The following is a 20,537-nucleotide window of genomic DNA, read 5'->3' on the forward strand; positions in this document are numbered from 1 at the left end:
CATCAAACAGATTCTCGGTGTCACGTGCAGCACAGTGGCGCCACCTTACCCCACTTTCCGCAAGCTGCCAATGGCCAACAGCGGCTTTGATGAAATTCGGATCGGCGGGTGGCCAGCCCCCGTCCGACGCGGGATAGGGGCAGGGAACTTTAACGCGCGCGCCAGGACCGGTAAGATGCGCATCTCGTTTTTTCACCTCGTACTTTCAGGACATCCCGCCATGAGCATCAAATCGGACAAGTGGATTCGCCGCATGGCGCAGGAACACGGCATGATCGAGCCGTTCGTCGAGCGCCAGGTGCGTGGCGAACAGGACAGCCGGGTGATCTCCTTCGGTGTCTCCAGCTACGGCTACGACGTACGTTGCGCCGATGAATTCAAGGTGTTCACCAACATCAATTCGGCCACCGTCGATCCGAAGAACTTCGATGCCGGCAGCTTCGTCGACATCAAGAGCGACGTCTGCATCATCCCGCCGAACTCCTTCGCCCTGGCCCGTACTGTCGAGTACTTCCGCATTCCGCGCGATGTCCTGACCATCTGCCTGGGCAAGAGCACTTATGCCCGCTGCGGCATCATCGTCAACGTCACCCCCCTGGAGCCGGAGTGGGAGGGGCACGTCACCCTCGAGTTCTCCAACACCACCACTCTGCCGGCCAAGATCTACGCCAACGAAGGCGTGGCCCAGATGTTGTTCCTGCAATCCGATGAAGAGTGCGAGGTGTCGTACAAGGATCGCGGCGGCAAATACCAGGGCCAGCGCGGCGTCACGCTGCCACGTACCTGAGCCGACGAGCTGGGGGAATTAGTTCCCCTTTTGCCACTCCAACGAGGTAAGTCCCCGGCGTGCATGACGTACGCCGGCCCTCGTCAGGAGCAGCCCATGAAACTCGATCCTGCAATCAGCGCGAAGCTGGCCGTCCTGCAGCCGAACCAGATCGGCATGATGGCCTGGACTCTGCTCGCGCACCCGCATCCGCCGACGGATCTGCACGCCGGTGGCGTCCCGCACCAGCCTGATCCCGATACCCCGCAACCCCCCGAGCCTGGCGAGCACCCGCCGATGGAGCCGGGCGAGCCGACCTTGCCCGACGAGCCGCCTCCGGCGCCAGTCGCCTGATCAGGCCGGCACTGCCCAGACCCGTTGATCGCCCACGACGAACAGGCGGGCGCCGGGCTCTGGTTGCACCGTCCAACCGCCGGTGAACTCGCCGAACGCCGGCAGCAGGCTGACCTTTGCGTGGAGCATGAAGCACGCCAGGCGCAGGCGTTGGCGGCCACGACCGCGCAGGACGCACGCCGGATGGACATGGCCTGCGATCACCGGATGCTCGGGGTGAGCGCCGGTCTCGTGCTGTAGCGCGAATGGCGGCAGTAGCAAAGGCTCGTCGACAACTTCAATGGCGAGTTCCTGCGGCGGATCGCCAGCATGACGGTCGTGATTGCCTCGCACCAGGACCACCCGTAGCCCTGGGTGCCGTTCGCGCCATGCAGCTACACGGGCCAGGGTGGCAGGTGCTCGTGCAGTACGTGCGTGGAGAAAGTCGCCGAGCACGATCAACTGCTGGCAATCGTAATGCTGCAAGAGCGTGTCCAGGCGATCCAGGGTCGCCTGGGTAGTACCGCGTGGCACCGGTTGGTGCAGGGCGCGGTAGCTGGCGGCCTTGCCAATGTGCAGGTCGGCAACCAGAAGGGCGCGCCGGGCTGGCCAGTAGAGCGCTTTTTCAGGTAACAGCCACAGCGTTTCGCCGCAATGTTCGATCGCCAGGTGGTGCACGTTCAGGATTTCCTCCGTTCAGTTCCCGCAAGGTCGCTCATGGTTCGGCTCGCCGCCTTTTCGAGATCCGCCACCATCCGGGCGATGCGGTCTGCCAGTTTTTCCGTGCTCAGGGTTTCGCGCATGCCCTCGACCAATAGGGCGAAGGCCAGCGGCCCGGGCCGGCGCAATGCGTGCAGATCGAGGCGCAATCCTGACATTTTCTGCAACTGCTGATGCAGACGCTCGATCTCCAGCTCCTCACGCAGCACCTCGTCACGCGCCTGGCCCAGCAGCAGATTGCCAGCGTCATGCTTGCGAAACACCTCGTAGAACAGACCACTGGAGGCCTGGAGCTGGCGCGTGCTTTTCTGCGCGGCGGGATAGCCGCCGAATACCAGCCCGGCGATCTGGGCAATTTCACGAAAGCGCCGCAGCGCCATCTCGCCAGCATTCAGACTGGCCAGCACATCTTCCAGCAAATTGTCCGCAGCCAGTGCAGCGGGCAAGTGCGCGGCCCAGTCCACAGGGCTTGCTGCGAGCAGTTCGAAGCCGTAGTCATTGACCGCGATTGATACCGACAGCGGCTGCACGCGGCTGACCCGCCAGGCGATCAGGTTGGCCAAGCCCAGATTGGCCATGCGCCCGGCAAAGGGATAGAGAAACAGGTGCCAGCCCTGGCGCGAGTGCAGGGTTTCGGCCAGCAATGTGCGCTGTGTGGGCAGGGCCGACCAGCTCGCCTGAAGTGTCAGCAGGGGGCGAACGGCATGCATTTCCGCGCCTTCGTAGCGGCCGTGGGCTGCTGCATCCAGACGCTCGACCAGCGCCTGCGCCAGCTCGCTCGACAGCGGCATACGTCCGCCATTCCAGCGTGCTACCGCCGCCTTGCGCGCGGTGCTGCGGCGCACGTAGGCGGTCATGTTCTCGACCCTTACCAGCTCCAGGATACGTCCGCCGAACAACAGCGCGTCACCGGGCTTGAGACGGGCAATGAAAGATTCCTCCACACTGCCCAGCGACTTGCCGCCGCCCCCTTTGCTCCAGTACTTCAACTGCAGGCTGGCGTCGCTGACGATGGTGCCGATACCCAGACGATGACGCCGGGCGAGGCGCTCGCTGGCCACGCGCCAGATGCCGTCGGGGTACGCTGCGACGCGCTGGTAGTCCGGGTAGGCGGTGAGCGAGCTGCCGCCATTGCGCACAAATGACAGTGCCCATTGCCACTGGCTCTCTGCGAGATCGCGAAAGGCCCAGGTGCTGCGAACCTCCTCGAACAGTTCGGCCGGTCGGAAACCACTGCCCAGCGCCATGCTGACCAGATGCTGGACCAGCACGTCCATGCTCAGGCGCGGCGAATAGCGTGCCTCGATATGCCCGGCAGCCAGCGCCTGGCGTGCCGCGGCCGCTTCCACCAGTTCAAGGCTGTGGGTTGGTACCAGGGTCACCCGTGAGGTACGCCCAGGTGCGTGCCCAGAGCGGCCTGCACGTTGCAGCAGGCGGGCGATGCCTTTGGCCGAGCCGATCTGCAGGACGCGTTCGACGGGCAGGAAATCCACTCCCAGGTCGAGGCTCGAGGTGCAGACCACCGCCTTCAGCGTGCCCTGCTTGAGGCTGCGCTCGACCCAGTCACGGGCGTGCCGGGCAAGCGATGCGTGGTGCAGGGCGATCAGTCCCGCCCACTCGGGATGCGCCTCGAGCAGGGCCTGGTACCAGAGCTCGGCCTGGGCGCGGGTGTTGGTGAACACCAGGCTGCTGGCGCTGGCCTCGATCTCGGCGCTGACCTGAGGGAGCATCTTCAGCCCCATGTGCCCGGCCCAGGGGAAGCGTTCGATCGCGCTCGGCACCAGGGTGTCGACCAGGATGCGCTTGTCCTGACGGCCCTGAACCAGTCGCCCGCCGGCAGGCAGCAAGACCTCAAGGGCGTGCGGCAGGTTGCCCAGCGTGGCCGAAAGCCCCCACACCACCAGTTGCGGCTGCCAGCGCCGCAGCCGGGCCAGGGCCAGTTGCAACTGCACGCCGCGCTTGTTGCCGAGCAGTTCGTGCCATTCATCGACCACCACCAGGCGCAGGCTGGCGAAGTCGGCGGCAGCCTGTTCGCGGGTCAGCAGCAGGGTGAGGCTTTCGGGAGTGGTGACCAGCGTGCTGGGCAGGCGCCGGGCCTGGCGTGCACGTTCGGCACTGGTGGTGTCACCGCTGCGTACCCCGATGGTCCAGTTCAGCTCCAATTCGTCCAGCGGTGCTTGCAGCGCGCGCGCGGTATCGCTGGCCAGGGCGCGCATCGGTGTGATCCACAGCACCTGGAGTGGCGCCGGTCGGCGTGCGTCGTGCAACTGTGCGAAAGCGCGCAGGGCGCCGAGCCAGACGGCGTAGGTCTTGCCGCTGCCGGTGCTGGCATGCAGCAGGCCCGACTCGCCGCGCTGGATCGCCGCCCAGACGCTGCGCTGGAAGGCGAAAGGCTTCCAGTTGCGGGAGGCGAACCAGGTGTTGGCGAGGTCGGAAGGGGATGGCATCGGCGGCCGGTCTCGTCGAAGGCTGTGCTTCTACAGACCGGCCGCAAGGTGCTTTGGTTTGATCGGGATCAGTTGGCCAGCAGATAGCCGCTGCGGCAGACCTTTTCCCCTGCGACATGGGCGATCACCATGCCGGTGGTGGCCATGCGCCGGACGCTGCGGGCGTAGAGCAGCCCGCCCTGGACGTTGCGGATCGGCGTCACCCGGTCGCTGAGCGGATCGATGACCTCGGCGATCAGTTGCCCAGGCTCCAGGTACTGCCCCGGTTTTGCGTGGAACACCAGCAGGCCGCCCAGCGGCGCGATCAATGGCTCCACGGCAGCCAGCGGGGTGGCGGGCTGGCGCAGCGGCGGCAATGCCGCGGGCTGACCTTCGATCACCCCGCTGTGGGTGAGGAAGTCGAGGATTGCCTGGCAGTCCTGGCTTGCCAGCTCGTGGTTGACATCGGCCTGGCCGCGCAGCTCGATGGTCACCGAGAAGCTGCCCATGGGGATCGGGAAACGCTTGGCAAAACGCTGCTGCAGTTGCCACCACACCAGGCTGAAGCACTCGTCGAACGACTGCCCGCCGGAGTCGGTGGCCAGCAGGCTGGCCTGGGCGCCGAGATAGCGCGCCAGCGGCTCGACCTGGGGCCAGGCTTCGGGCGTGGTGTAGAGGTGTTCGACGGCTTCGAAGTCGCAGTGCAGGTCCAGCACCATGTCGGCGTCGCAGGCCAGGCGCTGCAAGGCCAGGCGCTGGGATTGCAGGGGGGTGACGGCGGGGTGGCTGTCGAGCCCGCGGCGCAGGTATTCCCGGATCAGCGAGAGGTTGTGTGCCGGGTCTTGCGTGAGGTGGCTTTCGATCTGGTCGCCGATGCTGTCGGACAGGTCGACGAAGTTGCGATTGAAGTTTTCCCCGCTCTGCAGTTCGAAGCGCCCCAGCGGTGCGTCCAGCAGCACCTGTTCCAGACCCACCGGGTTGGCCACCGGCACCAGCACCACCTCGCGGCGCAGCACACCTTGCTGGTGCAGTTCGTTCAGGCGCTGCTTGAGGTGCCAGGCCACCAGCATGCCGGGCAATTCGTCGGCGTGCAGCGAGGCCTGGATGTACACCTTGCCGCCACCGCGTGGGCCGAAGTGAAAGCTGTGCAACTGGCGGCAGATGCCGGGTACGGGGGACAGCAGTTCGTGGGTCGAGTGGTGCATGGGGGTCCTGATCTGCGCTGGGCTGTGAACATGGGCGACTGGAAATAGAAGCATAAACCAGGGGGTTGTGCATGCGGGTGTGCGCAGAATCAGCCAACTGCCTGGTTATACAGGACCCAGCAAGCTCTGCAGGGTTGCCAGGTCGTCGGCCTCCTCGACCGGCTTGTCGAGCCTCCAGCGCAGCATGCGCGGGAAGCGTACGGCGATGCCGCTCTTGTGTCGCTTGGACAGGGCGATGCCTTCGAAACCCAACTCGAAGACCAGCGTCGGGGTGACGCTGCGTACCGGGCCGAACGTTTCCACAGTGGTCTTGCGGATGATCGCATCGACCTTGCGCATCTCTTCGTCGCTCAAGCCTGAATAGGCTTTGGCAAAGGGCACCAGGTTGCGTTGCGCTGTTCCTGGAGGCGCATCCCAGACGGCGAAGGTGTAGTCGCTATAGAGGCTGGCGCGTCGGCCATGGCCGCGCTGGGCGTAGATCAGCACGGCGTCGACGCTGAACGGGTCGACCTTCCATTTCCACCACAGGCCCAGGTCCTTGGTGCGGCCGACGCCGTACAGGGCATCGCGCCGCTTCAGCATGAGCCCTTCCACCCCCAGGTTGCGCGACTGCTCACGTTGCTCGGCCAGGGCTATCCAGTTCGGTGCCTGCACCAGGGGGGAAAGCAGCACGGGGGCCAAGGGGTACTCGACCAGCACGCGTTCCAGTTGCCCCCGGCGCTCGTGCTGTGGGCGGTTTCGCCAGTCCTCGCCGTGCCATTCCAGCAGGTCGTAGGCTTGCAGCACCACCGGCGCATCGGCCAGCAGTTTGCGGCCCAGGGTCTTGCGGCCCAGCCGCTGCTGGAGCAGGGCAAAGGGCTGCACTGCCAGGCTGTCGTCGCCGGCGCCGGGCTTCCATACCAGAATCTCGCCATCGAGCACGGTGCCATCAGGCAATGTCTCTATCAGGCTGTGCAACTCGGGAAAACGCTCGGTGACCAGTTCCTCGCCCCGTGACCAGATCCACAGCTGGCCCTCGCGCTTGACCACCTGAGCGCGGATGCCATCCCACTTCCATTCTGCCTGCCAGTCATCGACCGGGCCGAGCAGTGTCTCGAACTGTTCCAGTGGCGCCTGCAGGGCGTGGGCGAGAAAGAACGGATAGGGCTGGCCGCCGCGCTGGGCGTGTTCGTCGTCGGACTCGGGGGCGATCAGCTTCAGGTAGCTTTCAGCAACGGGGCGATGAGCCAGGTCGGTGTAGCCGACCAGGCGCTGGGCCACACGCTTGGCATCCAGCCCCGACAACTGCGCCAGCGCACGGGTGACCAGCAGCTTGGAGACGCCGACACGGAAGCTGCCGGTGATCAACTTCAGGCAGAGCATCAGGCTGGGGCGGTCCAGCCTTTCCCAGAGTGTCGGCAAGCGCTGGCGCACCTCATCCGCCGGTTGCCCGCGCAAGGGCAGCAGGTGCTGCTCGACCCACACGGCCAGCCCCTCGTCGGTATCGTGTCGGTGCTGGGGCAACAGCAGGGAAATGGTCTCGGCCAGGTCGCCGACAGCCTGGTAGCTCTCTTCGAACAGCCAGTCGGGCAGGTCTGCCAACTGCGTGGCCAGCTCGCGTAGCAGACGGGTCGGCACCAGTTGGCGCGGGCGGCCTCCGGCCAGGAAGTACACCGCCCAGGCCGCATCGGCGGCGGGAGCCTCGGCGAAATAGTCGCGCAGGGCCTGCAGCTTGGCGTTGCTCGAAGTGGTGGCGTCCAGGCGCAGGTAGAGTTCGGCGAAGGCCTTCATGTGGCGCTCTCCGGCGCGGGCGTGTCGTCTTCCTCGCCGTACTCGGTGGCGAAGGCGCGGGCGTCCAGGCCCTGTTCGCAGAGGTAGCGCACCAGCACGTTGACCGAGCCATGGGTGACCATGACCCGTTCAGCACCGGTTTCGCCGATCGCCCACAGCAGCCCAGGCCAGTCGGCATGGTCGGAGAGTACGAAGCCGCGATCGACGCCACGCCGGCGCCGGGTGCCACGCAGCAGCATCCAGCCACTGGCGAAGGCATCGCTGTAGTCGCCGAAACGGCGCATCCAGCTACTGCCGCCTGCAGAGGGTGGTGCCAGCACCAGCGCTTGGCGCAGGCGCGGATCGTTGCGTGGCAGATCTCCAGCGTACAGGGTCTCGGGCAGGGCGATCCCGGCTTCGCGGTAGACGCGGTTGAGCGGCTCGACCGCGCCGTGCACCACGATCGGCCCTATACCTGCGTCCAGCCCGTGGAGAATGCGCTGGGCTTTGCCGAAGGCGTAGCAGAACAGCACGCTGGCCTTGCCTTGATCACGATTGGCACGCCACCAGGCATTGATGCCTTCGAACACCTCGGCCTGCGAGGGCCAGCGATAGATCGGCAGGCCGAAGGTGGATTCGGTGATGAAGGTGTGGCAGCGCACCGGCTCGAACGGCGCGCAGGTGCCGTCTGGCTCAACTTTGTAGTCGCCCGAGGCGACCCACACCTGGCCCTGGTGTTCAAGGCGCACCTGGGCCGAGCCGAGCACGTGGCCGGCAGGGTGGAAGCTCAAGGTGATGCCGTGATGCTGGAGGCGTTCTCCATAAGGCAGGGTTTGCAGGTCGATGTCCTGGCCAAGACGGCTGCGCAGGATACCGGCGCCGGGTTCGGCACACAGGTAATGGCCGTTGCCGGTGCGCGCATGGTCGCCGTGCCCATGGGTGATCACCGCACGGTCAACCGGGCGCCAGGGGTCGATGTAGAAGTCCCCGGGCGGGCAGTACAGGCCTTCGGGGCGGGCGATGACGAGGTCCATGGCGTTCGCGCTGGCTGAGGTTACAAGTTAGGAGCGCAGCGCTGGCCCGGAAGTTCGGATGACATGGTGCTGACGAGCGGCCCGGACGAGCCGCTCGGGGTAGCCGCCTACTTGCCCGGCACCAGCGTCAGGCGTTGGCTGCCATAGGCGCGGGCAAAGTTCTGCGGTTGCACGGGCAGGCTCATGAAGCGCCACTTGAACCAGGCGTCCAGGCCGTCACTGTAGTGAGGGCTGGCGGGGTTGCCGGACTGGCCGCTGCTGGTCAGGATCTGCAGCGGTTCGGCCTGGCCGAAGTCGACGACCATGCGTGCGGAGGCTGGCAGGCTGGTTTCGAAACCGTTGCCCCAGGCGTAAGGGGTCAGGGCCAGGGTGCTGAAGTCACCGCCGGTGGCCATCGGCGCGCGGCTGACGGTATCGCCGAGCCCGTGGTAGTTCGGTGCTGGCCAGCGGTACTGGTGCAGCTTGCCCCATTGCCAGGCACGCCGGTCGGCGCCCATCTGTGCGACACCGGCATCCACCGCGGCGGCCAGGCTGCGGGCGAGGATGGTCGGTTTGTCTTCTTTCTGTGGCGTGCTGCGGTCATCCCAGAACGGGCTGTCTTCGCGACCAAGCAGGTGGTCGGCCTGGGCCGAGTACGACAGCCGGGCGTTGCTGACAAACGCTTGCCAGGCCGGGCTGGACTCGGGGCCAAGCTCGTCGAGGAAGGTCTGGCGGGTGACGGCCTGAAGGAACAGTTCGTACAGCGCTGCATCGGCCGAGACTGGGCTCAGGCGGCCATCGAAAGCCTTGAGCCGGGTCAGGGCTTCGCGGGCCTTGTCGCGCTGCTCGGCGGGCAGGGCATCGATGGCCTGTTTGAGCGGCTGGGCCATGCCCGGGGCGTCGAACATGCGCTTGAGCTTGTCGGCCAGCAGGGTGACCTGGTCGTTCTGCAGGGCCATCAGGCTACGGCTGTCATGACGCCCGTTACCGGCCAACTGGCCCAGGCGCTCCGCGCGTTCGGGGTAGTACCAGGTGCTGGACAGCTGCATGCCGTAGCCCTTGGGCAGGCTGCGCTGGTTGGCATGGCCGATCCAGCCGCTGGGCGGGTCCTGGTCGTAGGGGTGGAGCATCGCATCGGCGAAACCGTCCCAGTCGAAGCGTCCGTCCCAGCCTGGCGAAGGCAGCAGGCCCTGGCCTTCGCGGCGATTGGGGTAACGGCCACTGACCTGCCAGCCAATGTGCTCGGGCTCGGCGAAGACGAAGTTCAGCGCAGCGGCGCCGATTTCGCGGGTGCTGTCGAAGGCGCGTTCGAGGTTGCTGGCGCGGGTCAGGTCGAACAGCGCATCGAGGCTCTTGTCGTCCTTGAGCTGCGGCAGGTGCAGGGCCAGGCCATAGCCGTTGCCGGGCTGGCCCAGCAGGGTGCCATGGCGGGTGTCGTACAGCACTTCGCGCACCGGGCGCTGGCCGCGCACGAAGAAGGTTTCGTTACGCGCGCGGGCCGGCTGCCACTTGCCGTCGGCCAGGTAGGTGAGTTGGCTGCCCTGGCGGCGCAGTTGCTCGAGGAACAGGTCCTGGTTGTCGGCCATCACCGCGCTGCTGCTCCAGGCCAGCTTGCCGTTGTAGCCGGCCAGCACGATCGGCAGGCCGGGCAGCGACAGGCCGGCGACCTGGTACTTGCCTGTGTGAATCTGTACCGGGCTCAGCGCCCAGGCGGCGCGGCTGTCGCTGGCCAGCAGGCTCTTGCCGCTGCGGCTGCGCAGAGGGCCCAGGGCCAGGTTCGAGGAACCGGGGCTGCCCAGCAAGTCGAGGTCGGCAAGCTTCTGGCTGGCGGCAGCGACGTCGTTCAGGCCGGGGATCTGGCTGGCCAGGTTGATGCCTTTGAGCTTGTCGGTCTCGCCCTCGGCCAGAGGCTCGTCGGGTGCACCTGGCAGCAGCCAGGCGAGCTTGTCGCTGCCGACCTTCTGCGCCAAGATCAAGGCCGAGAGTTCCTCCTGCAGGTTCACCGATTGGCTGAAGGCGTAGAGGCTGAAGATCAGCGCCGAGTCTTCGGGCTTCCAGTATTCGGGGCGATAGCCGCTGCGGGCGAGTTCGGCCGGCAGCTTGTCGCGGTAGCGGAACAGATAGGCGTTGACCCCGCGGGCATAGACCTCGAAGAAGCGCTTCAGGCGCGGCGAGGCGTCGGCATACAGCTGGCCGGCGCTCTGCTTGAGGTTGGCGGCGCGCATCAGGCGGTCGATGTCCAGGGCTTCGGAGCCAGCGATCTCGGCCAGTCGCCCTTGGGCGAGCAGGCGCATGGCGACCATCTGTTCGATGCGGTCGCCCGCATGGACGTAGCCGAGGCTGAACAGCGCATCGTGGAAACTGCTGCTCTCGATCAACGGTGCGCCCATGGCGTTGCGTCGTACCGAGACGTTCTGCGCCAGGCCTTTGAGTGGCTGGACGCCGGTGGTCGGTGGCACGCTGTCCTGGTAGCCGCCCATCTGGCAGCCGGCGAGCCCGAGCATGCCGAGCAGCACTGCGCTGGTGCCGAACCGAGGGCGGAAGGGAGGAAACACGGGGGCGGCCATGACGAAGGCTCCTGGGGGGCGTGGCGGGGTCGGAAAGGCGCTAAAGGTAGGGCGGCGCGCGCCGGGCTGCAAGCGGCAAACGCAACGCCACCCGGAGCGGCGTTACGCGCCGTGGCACTTCTTGAATTTCTTTTCGCTGCCGCACGGGCATGGATCGTTGCGTCCGACGTCCTTCAGGGCGTTGCGCACCGGTTCCTGGTGGCCGTGGTTGCAGTGCGGGCCGTGCACATGGCCGTGGTCATGATCATGGTGATGATCGTGACCGTGGTTGCAGTCGGGGCCATGGACATGGGGTTGCTGGGTCATTGCGGGTTACTCCGGTTGAAGATCGCCGGGGATTATCTCACCACTGCGCGACAAGTGCAGGTCCCGTCGACTGATCAGGCCGGTATTGAGTTCGCCTTGCAGGGTGTAGTGCAGCGGATCGCCACTTTTCAGCAGTTTGGCGAGGGGCTTGAGGTGCTGCCACAGGTTGGTGCGCGCGGTGATCTTGAAGGTACGCCGGGCATGTCCGCCGACACTGCGCCAGACACTGGTCTCGTCCTGCACCAGCAGCAGGTCGTTGAGCCGGATTGCGTACGACAGGTTGCGGATGAACAGGCGGCTGTCGTTGGGGTTGTCGATGCGCAGGTGCAGGATGAACTCCTGCTGGTGCAGGCGCGCCTTGACGGTTTCCACCCTGACCAGGTGCACCTCAGGCTCGCGCCAGTGGTTGCCGCCCCATCCCGCACAGCCACCCAGCAAGGCCAGGGTGAGGCCAAGCAGGAGCAGTCGGTCCAGGGCGCTCATCATCGGTTACCGAGGTAGCTGGCGCAGCATTTCTTGAACTTCTGCCCGCTGGCGCAGGGGCAGGGGTCGTTGCGCCCCGCCTTGAGCTCGACGGTCGGATCGATGAAGTACCAGCGCCCGGCGTTCTGCACGAAAGCCGAGCGCTCGCGGTGCTGGTGGTCGCCCTGCTGGTCGTGCCAGCGTGCCGTGAAGGTGACGAACGCATGTTCCGGTTGCCCACCCAGGACCTGCGCACTTTCCACCTCCAACCCCAGCCAGGTGCTCTGTGCACTCCAGGCGGCAATGCCGGCGCGGTCCAGCCCGGCCTGCTGGGCGGGAAGCGTGGTGGCTACCAGGTAATCCACCAGCCCCAGCACATAGGCGCTGTAGCGCGAGCGCATCAGCGTCTGGGCATCCGGTGCCGGGGTGCCGGCATGGTAATGCCCGCAGCATGCGTCGAGAAGATTGCCGCTGCCACAGGGGCAGACCGAGACACTCATGAAATCACCACCAGTACTTGCCAAAGTTTTGCGGATTCGCCCAGAACTTGGCATTGAGCCAGTCCGGGACTTGCTTGTAGTCATGTAGATCATAGGTGAACAGGCTCAGTACCTGCTCGTCGCGACGGAATTTCTCGCTGGCCGACAGCGCCAGGGCGAAGAAGTCGGTGTCCTGCCAGCCACAGGCGGCCAGGTCGGCCAGCACCGCGACCTTGCTGGCATTCAGATTGCGAATGCCGCCGAGCAGTTCCAGCCCGCTGCGCTTGGGCAAGTGCTCGAGGCAATCGACCAGCACCGCGAGGTCGAAGCGTTGCGCCGCCAGGTCGGCAGGCAACGGACCGGGCGCAGCCACCGACAGTTGCGCTGTCGGGTGGGCTGCGGCGAAGGCCTCCAGGGCCGGGAAACGTGTGCCGACCAACAGCAGACGCGCGGGTGCGAAGCGCTCGAGAAGGGCCGCCAGGGCCTGTTGGGGGGTACGCTGGGAAAAACCGTCGGTCATTGCCAATCCTCGTTCAGGTCGCTCAAGACTAGCGGTCCCAGCCCTGACGGCAAAGAGGCGCAGCATCGCGTCGTGGCTAATTGCTGGCAGAGAGGGAATAGGCGGTCTTTACTCCCAGAGCATCGGTTCTGCACCGATCCCCCTAGGAGAAGCAACGAAAATGAGCATAGTACGCACAGCGATACCCCTGGTTCTGCTCACCAGTGTGTTGACTGGTTGTGCAGGTTTGCAAAAAACCGACTGGCCGAAGTGTGCTGCCGTCGGGGGCGTGGGTGGCGCAGCCCTGGGCGCCATCGAAAGCTCCAGCTGGGCCGGCTGGGGCGCGTTGCTCGGCGGTGGCCTGGCGGCGGGCTACTGCTGGTCCCATGGCGATGGCGACGAAGATGGCGATGGCGTGCCCGACAGCCGCGACAAGTGCCCAGGCACCCCGCGTGGCGTGCAGGTCGATGCCAACGGCTGCCCACCCGAGCCGGTCGCCGTGGTCGAGGAAGTCGTCGTGGTCGAGAAGGAGGAAGTCATCGTCATCCGTGACGTGCACTTCGAGTTCGATTCCGCGCGCCTGACCGCAACCGACAAGGAACGCCTGAACACCATCGCCACGCGCCTGAAGCAGGAGGCACCCAGCGCTCGCCTGAGCGTGACCGGCCATACCGACAGCGTCGGCTCCGACAGCTACAACCAGAAGCTCTCCGAGCGTCGTGCCCATTCGGTGACCGACTATCTGGTGACCAGCGGCGTACCGCGCAGCAGCTTCGTTTCGGTAGTGGGAGCTGGCGAGACCCAGCCTGTGGCCGACAACGCCACGGCCGATGGCCGCGCCATGAACCGCCGCACCGAGATCAAGATCCAGCGCTGACCGCCCGCGCCCACGTCTTTAGCCGTGGCGTGGGCGCATTCACCGGGGATATGACCCATGAATACCTTGTCGAAGACGGCTGTGTCGCTGCTGCTGGCCTCCAGCCTGCTGAACGGGTGCGCCACCCACAGTGATGGCAGCGCCCCCCTCAATCAACGGACCTGGCCGGTCTGCAGCCTGCTCGGCGGGCTGGTCGGTGGCGGTCTGGGCGCGATCGAAAGCTCCAGCTGGGCGACCGGTGCCGGTGTTGCCGGAGCCATCGCCGGTGGCCTGATCTGTTACGCCCAGGATGGTGACGAAGATGGCGATGGTGTGTTCGACCGTCGTGATCGCTGCCCGGACACCCCCAAAGGTACGGCAGTCGACCACATGGGCTGCCCGCTCCCGCAGTATCCGCCTTCGACGCCCAAACCCGAGGCCCCAGCACCTGCGCCTGAGGTGATCACCCTCGACGATCAAGGCCAGGTGCTGTTTGCGTTCGACTCCGCACAGCTGTCGGCCCCAGCCCAACAGCGCCTGCAAGCGCTGTTGCCGAAACTTGGCGACCCCAGCGTGACGGCCATCAGGGTGATCGGACATACCGATAGCGTAGGCGCCGACCACTACAACCAGGGCCTGTCCGAACGCCGCGCGGCCAGTGTTGCGCAGTACTTGATCGGTCAGGGGCTGTCGCCGGCCAAGGTGACCAGTCAAGGTCGCGGTGAAAGCGAGCCGGTGGCCGACAACGACACCGACGAAGGGCGAGCGCAGAACCGACGGGTGGAACTGCACCTGAACTGAATCGCCTCTGGCGCGCGCCCTGGCGCGGCGGTACTGTTGTGCGCACGGCCCGCTCGAACGGGCCGCGCGCACATAACAAAGACAGTACAAAGACAGTCGGGGGGCGGGGTATGAAGTTCATCCTGGGCCTGGGCAAGGCCCTGACGGTGGTTTTCTGGTGGGTGGTGCTGGTCAATCTGTTGATGCCGCAACCGCTGCCGTTCAATCTGCTGATCAATGCGGCAGGCATCACGCTGCTGGGCTTGCATGTGCTGGAGGTGTTGTTCTTCAACGCCAGCCTGCGCGGGCGCAGCCATCGCTGGTTCGATCGCTTGCAGATCCTGCTGACCGGCATCTTCCATGTCATGTCCATTCCCCGTCCGCAGGAGGCTTCGCGCCATGCGTAAGTTGATGTTGCTGGCCGCGCTGGCCACCCCGCTGGCCCAGGCCGAGAGTCTCGAAGTCGCTGCCCATTCGATGCTGCGTCTGCCGAACAAGGCGTCCAGCGTGCACCTGGAGCGCGTGCAGGTGGCTGATTCGGCGACCTTGCTGTTGCCCGCCACGCTCACCACATTGAAGATCGACCACCTCGAGTTGGGCCGTGACGCGCGCATCGCCATCGCTCCGGCGCAAAGCGCCTTGAGCATCGAAGCGAGCAGTGCCGTGCTGGGTGTCGGCAGTGAAATCAGCGCGCCGGGAGCGCCGGGCAGCTACGAGCGTGCGGCGCGTCCCGGTCGTGACCTCGACTTGCGCCTGCAAACGCTGGAGGCCGAGCAGCTGTCAATCGACGCCCGTGGCGGCGCCGGGGCACCGGGCTATGCCGGCCTCGATGGCGGCAATGGCACGGCCGGAGGGTGTACCTGGGGCACCGCCAGCCGTGGCGCGAACGGGGACAACGGGGGCAATGGGCATGACGGCGCGGCCGGAGGCCGGATTCGCCTGGCCCTGCCGGCAGACTTCCCGCAGGAGCGTATCCAGGTACGCCTCGATGGTGGTGCACCGGGCAAGCCGGGCGCTGCCGGCAAGGCCGGGCAGGGTGGTGCGAGCAAGGGGTGCCTTGTGTATCGCACCGAGGCCGGTGCCAACGGTCGTCCGGGCCTGCCAGGGCAACCGGGGCTTGCCGGTACCGCGGGGGAGTTGATTCTGCAGCGGCTTTGACGGGGAGCGCGTTGCGCTCTCAAGCGTTTGCGTTCCCAGGGGCCGCGTTGCGGCCCCCAGTCAACGACTTCAGAACATGACGCGAGCGCTGGCCACTGCCACCACGGCGATGCCCAGCAGCAGGTTGATCCCCACCATCCGTCGGATCCTGCCCAGCACCCCGGCACCCGCCGGCCAGTCCTCGGCCTGCACCGCAGCGCGCAGTTCCGGCAGCAGCAGCGCCTGCACGCGCAGGAACAAGGCAAACATCACGATCCCGCCGCCCATCATCAGTTGTACATAGCGGGGCGCGGTCTCGAAGCCGGAAAATCGCATGTGCAACATGCCGATACCACTTATCGCCAGCACCGCTATCGCCAGCCAGACCCATCCGAAGAAGCGTCGGAATACTTCCACCCACAGCCGCAGCCGCGCGGGCCCTTCCAGCGCTGCGACCGTTGCTGGGCGCAGTACCAGCCAGGCGAAGAACATCCCGCCAACCCAGACAAGGGCGGCCAGGACATGCAGTGTGTAGGGCAGGGCAAAGGCAAGCATCCGGATCTCCATGCGGCACAAAGGGCAATAGCGGGGTATGATAGCCGCCCCATGCGAAACACTGAAAATATATCCAGCCCTTCGGGCGCCCGCAGACCATGATCAGCAACGAACTCAAAGCCACCATCCAGGGCGCCTATTCGCGTTTTCTCGAAGCCAAGAGCCTCAAGCCGCGTTACGGCCAGCGCCTGATGATCGCCGAAGTGGCCAAGGTACTCGGCGACATCGCCTGCGATGATGAAGGTCGCCGGGCCGGCGAACCTGCCGTGGTCGCGGTCGAGGCCGGCACCGGTACCGGCAAGACGGTCGCCTACAGCCTCGCCGCGATTCCCGCCGCCAAGGCCGCCGGCAAGCGCCTGGTGATCGCCACCGCCACCGTCGCCCTGCAGGAGCAGATCGTCTTCAAGGACCTGCCCGACCTGATGCGCAACAGCGGCCTGAACTTCAGCTTCGCTCTGGCCAAAGGGCGTGGGCGCTACTTGTGCCTGTCCAAGCTCGACGTGCTGCTGCAGGAGGGCCACGCCCAGTCGGCGACCGCCCAGCTGTTCGAAGAAGAAGGCTTCCACATCGAAGTCGACGAGCGCAGCCAGAAGCTGTTCAACAGCATGATCGAGAAACTTGCCGGCAATCGCTGGGACGGCGACCGCGACAGTTGGTCGGAAACCCTCGAGGACCAGGACTGGGCGCGCCTGACCACCGACCACAGCCAGTGCACCGGCCGACATTGCCCGAACTTCCAGCAGTGCGTGTTCTACAAGGCGCGCGAAGGCATGGGCAAGGTCGATGTGATCGTCACCAACCACGACATGGTCCTGGCCGACCTGGCCCTGGGCGGTGGCGCGGTACTGCCCGACCCGCGCGACACGATGTACGTGTTCGACGAAGGCCATCACCTGCCAGACAAGGCCATCGGCCATTTTGCCCATTATTCGCGGCTGCGCTCCACAGCCGACTGGCTGGAGCAGACGGCCAAGAACCTCACCAAGCTGTTGGCCCAGCACCCGTTGCCAGGCGACCTGGGCAAGCTGATCGAGCAGGTGCCGGAGCTGGCGCGGGAAATCCGCACCCAGCAGCAGTTCATGTTCACCCTGTGCGAACAGGTTGCCGATTTCCGGCCCGGTGAAGACATGGAAGGGCGTGATCGCCCGCGCTACCGCTTCGAGGGGGGCGTCGTGCCGGAGCAGATCCGCGAGGTCGGCATCGAGCTGAAAAAGGGCTTCGCCCGCCTCAACGATCTGTTCACCCGGCTTGCCGACCTGTTAAAGGAAGGCATGGACGGTGAGGTCAACATCGGCATCGCCAGCCACCAGGCCGAAGAATGGTACCCGCTGTTCGGCAGCCTGGTCACCCGTGCCCAGGGCAACTGGGAGCTGTGGACCGCCTTCACCGCCGAAGACCCTGAAGACAGCCCGCCCATGGCGCGTTGGCTGACACTGGCCGAAAGTGGGGCGCTGTTCGACATCGAGGTCAACGCCAGCCCGATTCTCGCCGCCGAAATGCTGCGCCGCAGCCTGTGGAGCGTTGCCCATGGTGCACTGGTCACTTCGGCGACCCTGACTGCGCTGGGCAAGTTCGACCGCTTCCGCATGCGCTCCGGGCTGCCGCGTGATGCGGTGACCTGCGTCGTGCCCAGCCCATTCGTGCATGGCGATGCCGGCTTGCTGCGGGTGCCCGACCTGGGTGCCGACCCGCGCGATGCGGCGGGCCATACTGCGGCGATCATCCGCGAATTGCCGAACATCGTCGAAGAAGCCCGTGGCGCGTTGGTGCTGTTCTCTTCGCGCAAGCAGATGCAGGACGTGTTCGATGGCCTGGACCGCGACTGGCGCAAGCTGGTGCTGATCCAGGGCAACCTGTCCAAGCAGGAGACGCTGAACAAGCACAAGGCCCGGGTCGATGACGGTCAGCACAGCGTGTTGTTTGGCCTGGCCAGTTTCGCCGAGGGTGTCGACCTGCCAGGTGCTTATTGCGAGCACGTGGTCATCGCCAAGATTCCGTTCGCCGTGCCGGACGACCCTGTCGAGGCGGCCCTGGCGGAGTGGATCGAGGCGCGTGGCGGTAACCCGTTCATGGAAATCGCCGTGCCCGACGCCTCCCTGCGCCTGATCCAGGCCTGCGGTCGTCTGCTGCGTACCGAGCAGGACCGGGGTGTCATCACCTTGCTCGATCGACGGCTGGTCACCCAGCGCTACGGCAAGGCTATTCTCAATGCGCTGCCGCCCTTCCGGCGGGAGATCCAGTAACGGCCGGAGCACGATGCCCGGCCCGTTGTCCATGACTCGACCAGGTCCATGAGGGCCTTGAAGGAGAGCCACGTCCACATGATCCGCCGTACCTTGCCTGTCGTTTTCACCTTGTTGTTCAGTACCCCGTTGCTGGCAGCCCAGCAGACGTTGTTCAGCTTCGTACGCCCGAGTTCGGTCGTCACCGTGACCACCGAAGACACGGGGATGCCGCAGTACAACGCGGAGCAAACAGCCGAAGGCGAAGTACTGCGGCGCGTGGTATTCAATCCGGTGGAGCGTCCGACCTTGCGCCTCAGCCCGCAGGCAGGGACCTGGGACTGGTCGACAGGGCAGTTTCTGACGCTACGCCTGCAAAGTGCGATGGACTGGGCCTTGACCGTGGATGTCACGCTGCTGGGCAGCGATGGGCGTACGCTCACCAGCCGCATCGACCTGCCAGCGGGCCCGGCGCAAACAGTGATGGTGCCGCTCAAGGCCAGTTCTCCGTTGAGTCAGGGCATGCGTGCCGGTCCGCCGATGCCTTGGACGTACGAAGGGCAACGCGTGCTGTTGACCAGCAGCGCGGGCGAGATAGATCTCAAACAGGTGGTTTCGATCAGCCTGAGCATTCCCCGACCCAAGGTCGCGCAGAACCTGCTGATCGAAAAGGTCGGGATACAGGATGATGACCAGGTATACCGGGCGGCCTACGGCGATTTGATCGATGCCTATGGGCAGTCCACCCGAGGCCGCTGGCCGGAAAAAATCGTCAACGATGAGCAACTCAAGGCCGCCGATGCCCGTGAGCGCCAGCAGCTGAAGGCCTGGCTGGCTGAGCGCGAAAAGCAGAAACTGGACACGTACGGTGGCCTGGTGGCCGGGCCGACCTTCGAAGCCACCGGCTTCTTCCGCACTGAAAAGCGCGACGGCCGCTGGTTCCTGGTGACCCCGCAGGGGCACCCGTTCTACTCGCTGGGCGTCAACGCGGTGGCCGCCGATGGCGGGCGCACTTACGTCGCGGGCCGAGAATCGATGTTCAAAGGGTTGCCTGGGGAGGGCGACCCGCTCGCGGCGTTCTATGGCCAAGGCAACAATGACGACGGTAATGCGTCTTCCCAAGGGCGTGGCTTCAAGCAAGGGCGTTGGTATGACTTCTATGCTGCCAACCTGCAGCGCACCTATGCCAAGCCCTGCGCCCCGGCGCCCGAGGGGCAGCCTCTGGTGGACTGCCCGGCCGCCGGTGTCGATGCCGAGCGCTGGCAGGTGCACAGCCTCGATCGTTTGCAGGCCTGGGGGTTCAACACCCTGGGTAACTGGAGCGATCCGGCCCTGAGCCAGGCCAAGCGCATGCCGTACACCCTGCCGCTGTCGATCGTCGGTGACTATGCCAGTATCAGCACCGGCATGGACTGGTGGGGGCGCATGCCCGACCCGTTCGACCCGCGATTTGCCATGGCTACAGAACGTGCTGTGGCCATTGCCGCGCGGGATCATCGCGACGACCCGTGGCTGATCGGTTATTTCGCTGACAACGAACTGGCCTGGGCGGCGCCGGGCGATGATCCCAAGGCGCGGTATGGCCTGGCTTATGGCACCTTGCGCCTGACCACCGATGTGCCGGCCAAGCGCGCCTTCCTCAAGCAGTTGCGTGACAAGTACCGAAACCAGGAGGGGCTGTCGAAGGCTTGGGGTATCGAACTGAAAGCCTGGGAGCTCATGGAGGACCCCGGTTTCGAGGCGCCACTGCCCAACCCTGAGCACCCGGAAATCGAGCGCGACTATCAGTACTTCCAACAGGTGTTTGCACAGACCTACTTCAAGACCATCTCCGATGCGCTGAAATGGCATGCGCCCAACCATTTGTTGCTGGGTGGACGCTACGCCATCAGTACACCTGAGGCAGTGAAGGCCTGTGCCGAGTTCTGCGATGTGCTCAGCTTCAACTTCTATACCCTCAAGCCCGAGGACGGCTACGACTTCGCCCGGTTGGCCGAGCTGGACAAGCCGGTGCTGGTCTCGGAGTTCCAGTTCGGCTCCCGTGACCGTGGCCCGTTCTGGCCAGGGCCGCTCGAGGTCGCGCGTGAAGAGGACCGTGGGCCTGCCTACGGCAATTTCCTCAAGGCAGCCCTGGCTCAACCGATGATCGTGGGTGCTCACTGGTTCCAATACCTCGACCAGCCAGCCAGCGGGCGTTTGCTCGACGGGGAGAATGGGCATCTGGGCCTGGTCGGTATCACCGACGTGGCCTATCCGGGGTTTGTCGAGGCGGTAAGGCGGAGCAACCAGCAGGCGTTGGAGCAATTGCGCAGGGGGCTCGAGGTCAAGGCGCCCTGAGCACAGCAGTTGGGTTCCGGCCATTACTGGCCGCCTAACCTCTGGGGTTTTGCTTACAACCTTCCAGCCACATTCAGTAGGCAAACCCGCCAACTACTGAAACAATGCACGACTTTGTGAGACAG

Annotated in this window: 19 protein-coding genes; 8 read left to right on the forward strand and 11 right to left on the reverse strand. The window is 65.6% G+C overall.

Annotated features, from left to right (window positions below):
• Positions 1–220 precede the first annotated feature (220 nt).
• Positions 221–787 carry a dCTP deaminase gene (gene dcd, locus ACNFHO_RS19665; RefSeq protein ID WP_003258001.1) on the forward strand — a complete coding sequence of 189 codons (567 nt, stop codon included), beginning with the start codon at positions 221–223 and terminating at the stop codon, positions 785–787.
• Positions 788–883: 96 nt separating this feature from the next.
• Positions 884–1,120, forward strand: a complete 237-nt coding sequence (locus ACNFHO_RS19670; RefSeq protein ID WP_054891778.1) for a hypothetical protein — start codon at positions 884–886, stop codon at positions 1,118–1,120.
• On the opposite strand, the gene pdeM is transcribed toward ACNFHO_RS19670, so the two are convergent.
• The 10 genes from pdeM to ACNFHO_RS19720 form a co-directional block, all read right to left on the reverse strand.
• Positions 1,121–1,777 carry a ligase-associated DNA damage response endonuclease PdeM gene (gene pdeM, locus ACNFHO_RS19675; RefSeq protein WP_416767117.1) on the reverse strand — a complete coding sequence of 219 codons (657 nt, stop codon included), beginning with the start codon at positions 1,775–1,777 and terminating at the stop codon, positions 1,121–1,123.
• Between the two features lie 2 nt (positions 1,778–1,779).
• A complete protein-coding gene (locus ACNFHO_RS19680) occupies positions 1,780–4,266 on the reverse strand; it encodes a ligase-associated DNA damage response DEXH box helicase (protein WP_416767118.1) in 2,487 nt (828 codons plus the stop codon).
• A gap of 68 nt (positions 4,267–4,334) precedes the next feature.
• Positions 4,335–5,450, reverse strand: coding sequence for a succinylglutamate desuccinylase/aspartoacylase family protein (locus ACNFHO_RS19685; RefSeq protein ID WP_416767119.1), 1,116 nt, complete (start codon positions 5,448–5,450; stop codon positions 4,335–4,337).
• Positions 5,451–5,555: 105 nt separating this feature from the next.
• Positions 5,556–7,220, reverse strand: a complete 1,665-nt coding sequence (locus ACNFHO_RS19690; protein WP_112897617.1) for an ATP-dependent DNA ligase — start codon at positions 7,218–7,220, stop codon at positions 5,556–5,558.
• Positions 7,217–8,233, reverse strand: coding sequence for a ligase-associated DNA damage response exonuclease (locus ACNFHO_RS19695; RefSeq protein WP_054891773.1), 1,017 nt, complete (start codon positions 8,231–8,233; stop codon positions 7,217–7,219). Before ACNFHO_RS19695 ends, ACNFHO_RS19690 begins: the two co-directional genes overlap by 4 nt.
• A gap of 107 nt (positions 8,234–8,340) precedes the next feature.
• Complete coding sequence (locus ACNFHO_RS19700; RefSeq protein WP_416767120.1) at positions 8,341–10,779, reverse strand: penicillin acylase family protein; 2,439 nt, start codon at positions 10,777–10,779, stop codon at positions 8,341–8,343.
• A gap of 102 nt (positions 10,780–10,881) precedes the next feature.
• Positions 10,882–11,085: an SEC-C metal-binding domain-containing protein gene (locus ACNFHO_RS19705; RefSeq protein ID WP_012313055.1), complete on the reverse strand. Its 204-nt coding sequence runs from the start codon at positions 11,083–11,085 to the stop codon at positions 10,882–10,884.
• Between the two features lie 6 nt (positions 11,086–11,091).
• Entirely contained in the window at positions 11,092–11,568 is a 477-nt protein-coding gene (locus ACNFHO_RS19710) for an LEA type 2 family protein (protein WP_416767121.1), read from the reverse strand.
• Complete coding sequence (locus ACNFHO_RS19715; protein ID WP_063543470.1) at positions 11,568–12,047, reverse strand: YchJ family protein; 480 nt, start codon at positions 12,045–12,047, stop codon at positions 11,568–11,570. Before ACNFHO_RS19715 ends, ACNFHO_RS19710 begins: the two co-directional genes overlap by 1 nt.
• A 4-nt stretch (positions 12,048–12,051) precedes the next feature.
• Entirely contained in the window at positions 12,052–12,546 is a 495-nt protein-coding gene (locus ACNFHO_RS19720) for a DUF6231 family protein (RefSeq protein WP_054891769.1), read from the reverse strand.
• Positions 12,547–12,706: 160 nt separating this feature from the next.
• On the opposite strand from ACNFHO_RS19720, the gene ACNFHO_RS19725 reads away from it, so the two are divergent.
• The 4 genes from ACNFHO_RS19725 (at position 12,707) to ACNFHO_RS19740 (ending at position 15,319) form a co-directional block, all read left to right on the forward strand.
• Positions 12,707–13,402 carry an OmpA family protein gene (locus ACNFHO_RS19725; protein ID WP_112897621.1) on the forward strand — a complete coding sequence of 232 codons (696 nt, stop codon included), beginning with the start codon at positions 12,707–12,709 and terminating at the stop codon, positions 13,400–13,402.
• A 57-nt stretch (positions 13,403–13,459) separates the two neighbouring features.
• Positions 13,460–14,182: an OmpA family protein gene (locus ACNFHO_RS19730; RefSeq protein WP_054891767.1), complete on the forward strand. Its 723-nt coding sequence runs from the start codon at positions 13,460–13,462 to the stop codon at positions 14,180–14,182.
• 110 nt (positions 14,183–14,292) lie between these two features.
• Positions 14,293–14,568 (forward strand): DUF1145 domain-containing protein, encoded by a 276-nt coding sequence (locus tag ACNFHO_RS19735; protein ID WP_065863069.1) that lies wholly within the window; start codon positions 14,293–14,295, stop codon positions 14,566–14,568.
• Positions 14,561–15,319, forward strand: a complete 759-nt coding sequence (locus ACNFHO_RS19740) for a hypothetical protein (RefSeq protein WP_054891765.1) — start codon at positions 14,561–14,563, stop codon at positions 15,317–15,319. Before ACNFHO_RS19735 ends, ACNFHO_RS19740 begins: the two co-directional genes overlap by 8 nt.
• Before the next feature lie 69 nt (positions 15,320–15,388).
• Here the strand turns inward: ACNFHO_RS19740 and ACNFHO_RS19745 are convergent, their stop codons facing one another.
• Positions 15,389–15,853, reverse strand: a complete 465-nt coding sequence (locus ACNFHO_RS19745; RefSeq protein WP_054891764.1) for a CopD family protein — start codon at positions 15,851–15,853, stop codon at positions 15,389–15,391.
• Positions 15,854–15,951: 98 nt separating this feature from the next.
• Between ACNFHO_RS19745 and dinG the strand changes: the two genes are divergently transcribed.
• Both dinG and ACNFHO_RS19755 read left to right on the forward strand, forming a co-directional pair.
• Positions 15,952–18,096 carry an ATP-dependent DNA helicase DinG gene (dinG, locus tag ACNFHO_RS19750; protein WP_054891763.1) on the forward strand — a complete coding sequence of 715 codons (2,145 nt, stop codon included), beginning with the start codon at positions 15,952–15,954 and terminating at the stop codon, positions 18,094–18,096.
• A 78-nt stretch (positions 18,097–18,174) separates the two neighbouring features.
• On the forward strand, positions 18,175–20,412 hold the full coding sequence (locus ACNFHO_RS19755; protein ID WP_416767122.1) for a beta-galactosidase: 2,238 nt from the start codon (positions 18,175–18,177) through the stop codon (positions 20,410–20,412).
• Positions 20,413–20,537: the final 125 nt, after the last annotated feature.

Source organism: Pseudomonas sp. NY15374 (genome assembly GCF_048068255.1).
Taxonomy (GTDB): Bacteria; Pseudomonadota; Gammaproteobacteria; order Pseudomonadales; family Pseudomonadaceae; genus Aquipseudomonas; species Aquipseudomonas machongensis.

Coding starts and splice junctions, on each gene's coding strand:
- dcd (WP_003258001.1), top strand. CDS start 221: ATGAGCATCAAATCGGACAAGTGGATTCGCCGCATGGCGCAGGAACAC.
- ACNFHO_RS19670 (WP_054891778.1), top strand. CDS start 884: ATGAAACTCGATCCTGCAATCAGCGCGAAGCTGGCCGTCCTGCAGCCG.
- ACNFHO_RS19680 (WP_416767118.1), bottom strand. CDS start 4,266: ATGCCATCCCCTTCCGACCTCGCCAACACCTGGTTCGCCTCCCGCAAC.
- ACNFHO_RS19685 (WP_416767119.1), bottom strand. CDS start 5,450: ATGCACCACTCGACCCACGAACTGCTGTCCCCCGTACCCGGCATCTGC.
- ACNFHO_RS19690 (WP_112897617.1), bottom strand. CDS start 7,220: ATGAAGGCCTTCGCCGAACTCTACCTGCGCCTGGACGCCACCACTTCG.
- ACNFHO_RS19695 (WP_054891773.1), bottom strand. CDS start 8,233: ATGGACCTCGTCATCGCCCGCCCCGAAGGCCTGTACTGCCCGCCCGGG.
- ACNFHO_RS19700 (WP_416767120.1), bottom strand. CDS start 10,779: ATGGCCGCCCCCGTGTTTCCTCCCTTCCGCCCTCGGTTCGGCACCAGC.
- ACNFHO_RS19705 (WP_012313055.1), bottom strand. CDS start 11,085: ATGACCCAGCAACCCCATGTCCATGGCCCCGACTGCAACCACGGTCAC.
- ACNFHO_RS19710 (WP_416767121.1), bottom strand. CDS start 11,568: ATGAGCGCCCTGGACCGACTGCTCCTGCTTGGCCTCACCCTGGCCTTG.
- ACNFHO_RS19715 (WP_063543470.1), bottom strand. CDS start 12,047: ATGAGTGTCTCGGTCTGCCCCTGTGGCAGCGGCAATCTTCTCGACGCA.
- ACNFHO_RS19720 (WP_054891769.1), bottom strand. CDS start 12,546: ATGACCGACGGTTTTTCCCAGCGTACCCCCCAACAGGCCCTGGCGGCC.
- ACNFHO_RS19725 (WP_112897621.1), top strand. CDS start 12,707: ATGAGCATAGTACGCACAGCGATACCCCTGGTTCTGCTCACCAGTGTG.
- ACNFHO_RS19730 (WP_054891767.1), top strand. CDS start 13,460: ATGAATACCTTGTCGAAGACGGCTGTGTCGCTGCTGCTGGCCTCCAGC.
- ACNFHO_RS19735 (WP_065863069.1), top strand. CDS start 14,293: ATGAAGTTCATCCTGGGCCTGGGCAAGGCCCTGACGGTGGTTTTCTGG.
- ACNFHO_RS19740 (WP_054891765.1), top strand. CDS start 14,561: ATGCGTAAGTTGATGTTGCTGGCCGCGCTGGCCACCCCGCTGGCCCAG.
- ACNFHO_RS19745 (WP_054891764.1), bottom strand. CDS start 15,853: ATGCTTGCCTTTGCCCTGCCCTACACACTGCATGTCCTGGCCGCCCTT.
- dinG (WP_054891763.1), top strand. CDS start 15,952: ATGATCAGCAACGAACTCAAAGCCACCATCCAGGGCGCCTATTCGCGT.
- ACNFHO_RS19755 (WP_416767122.1), top strand. CDS start 18,175: ATGATCCGCCGTACCTTGCCTGTCGTTTTCACCTTGTTGTTCAGTACC.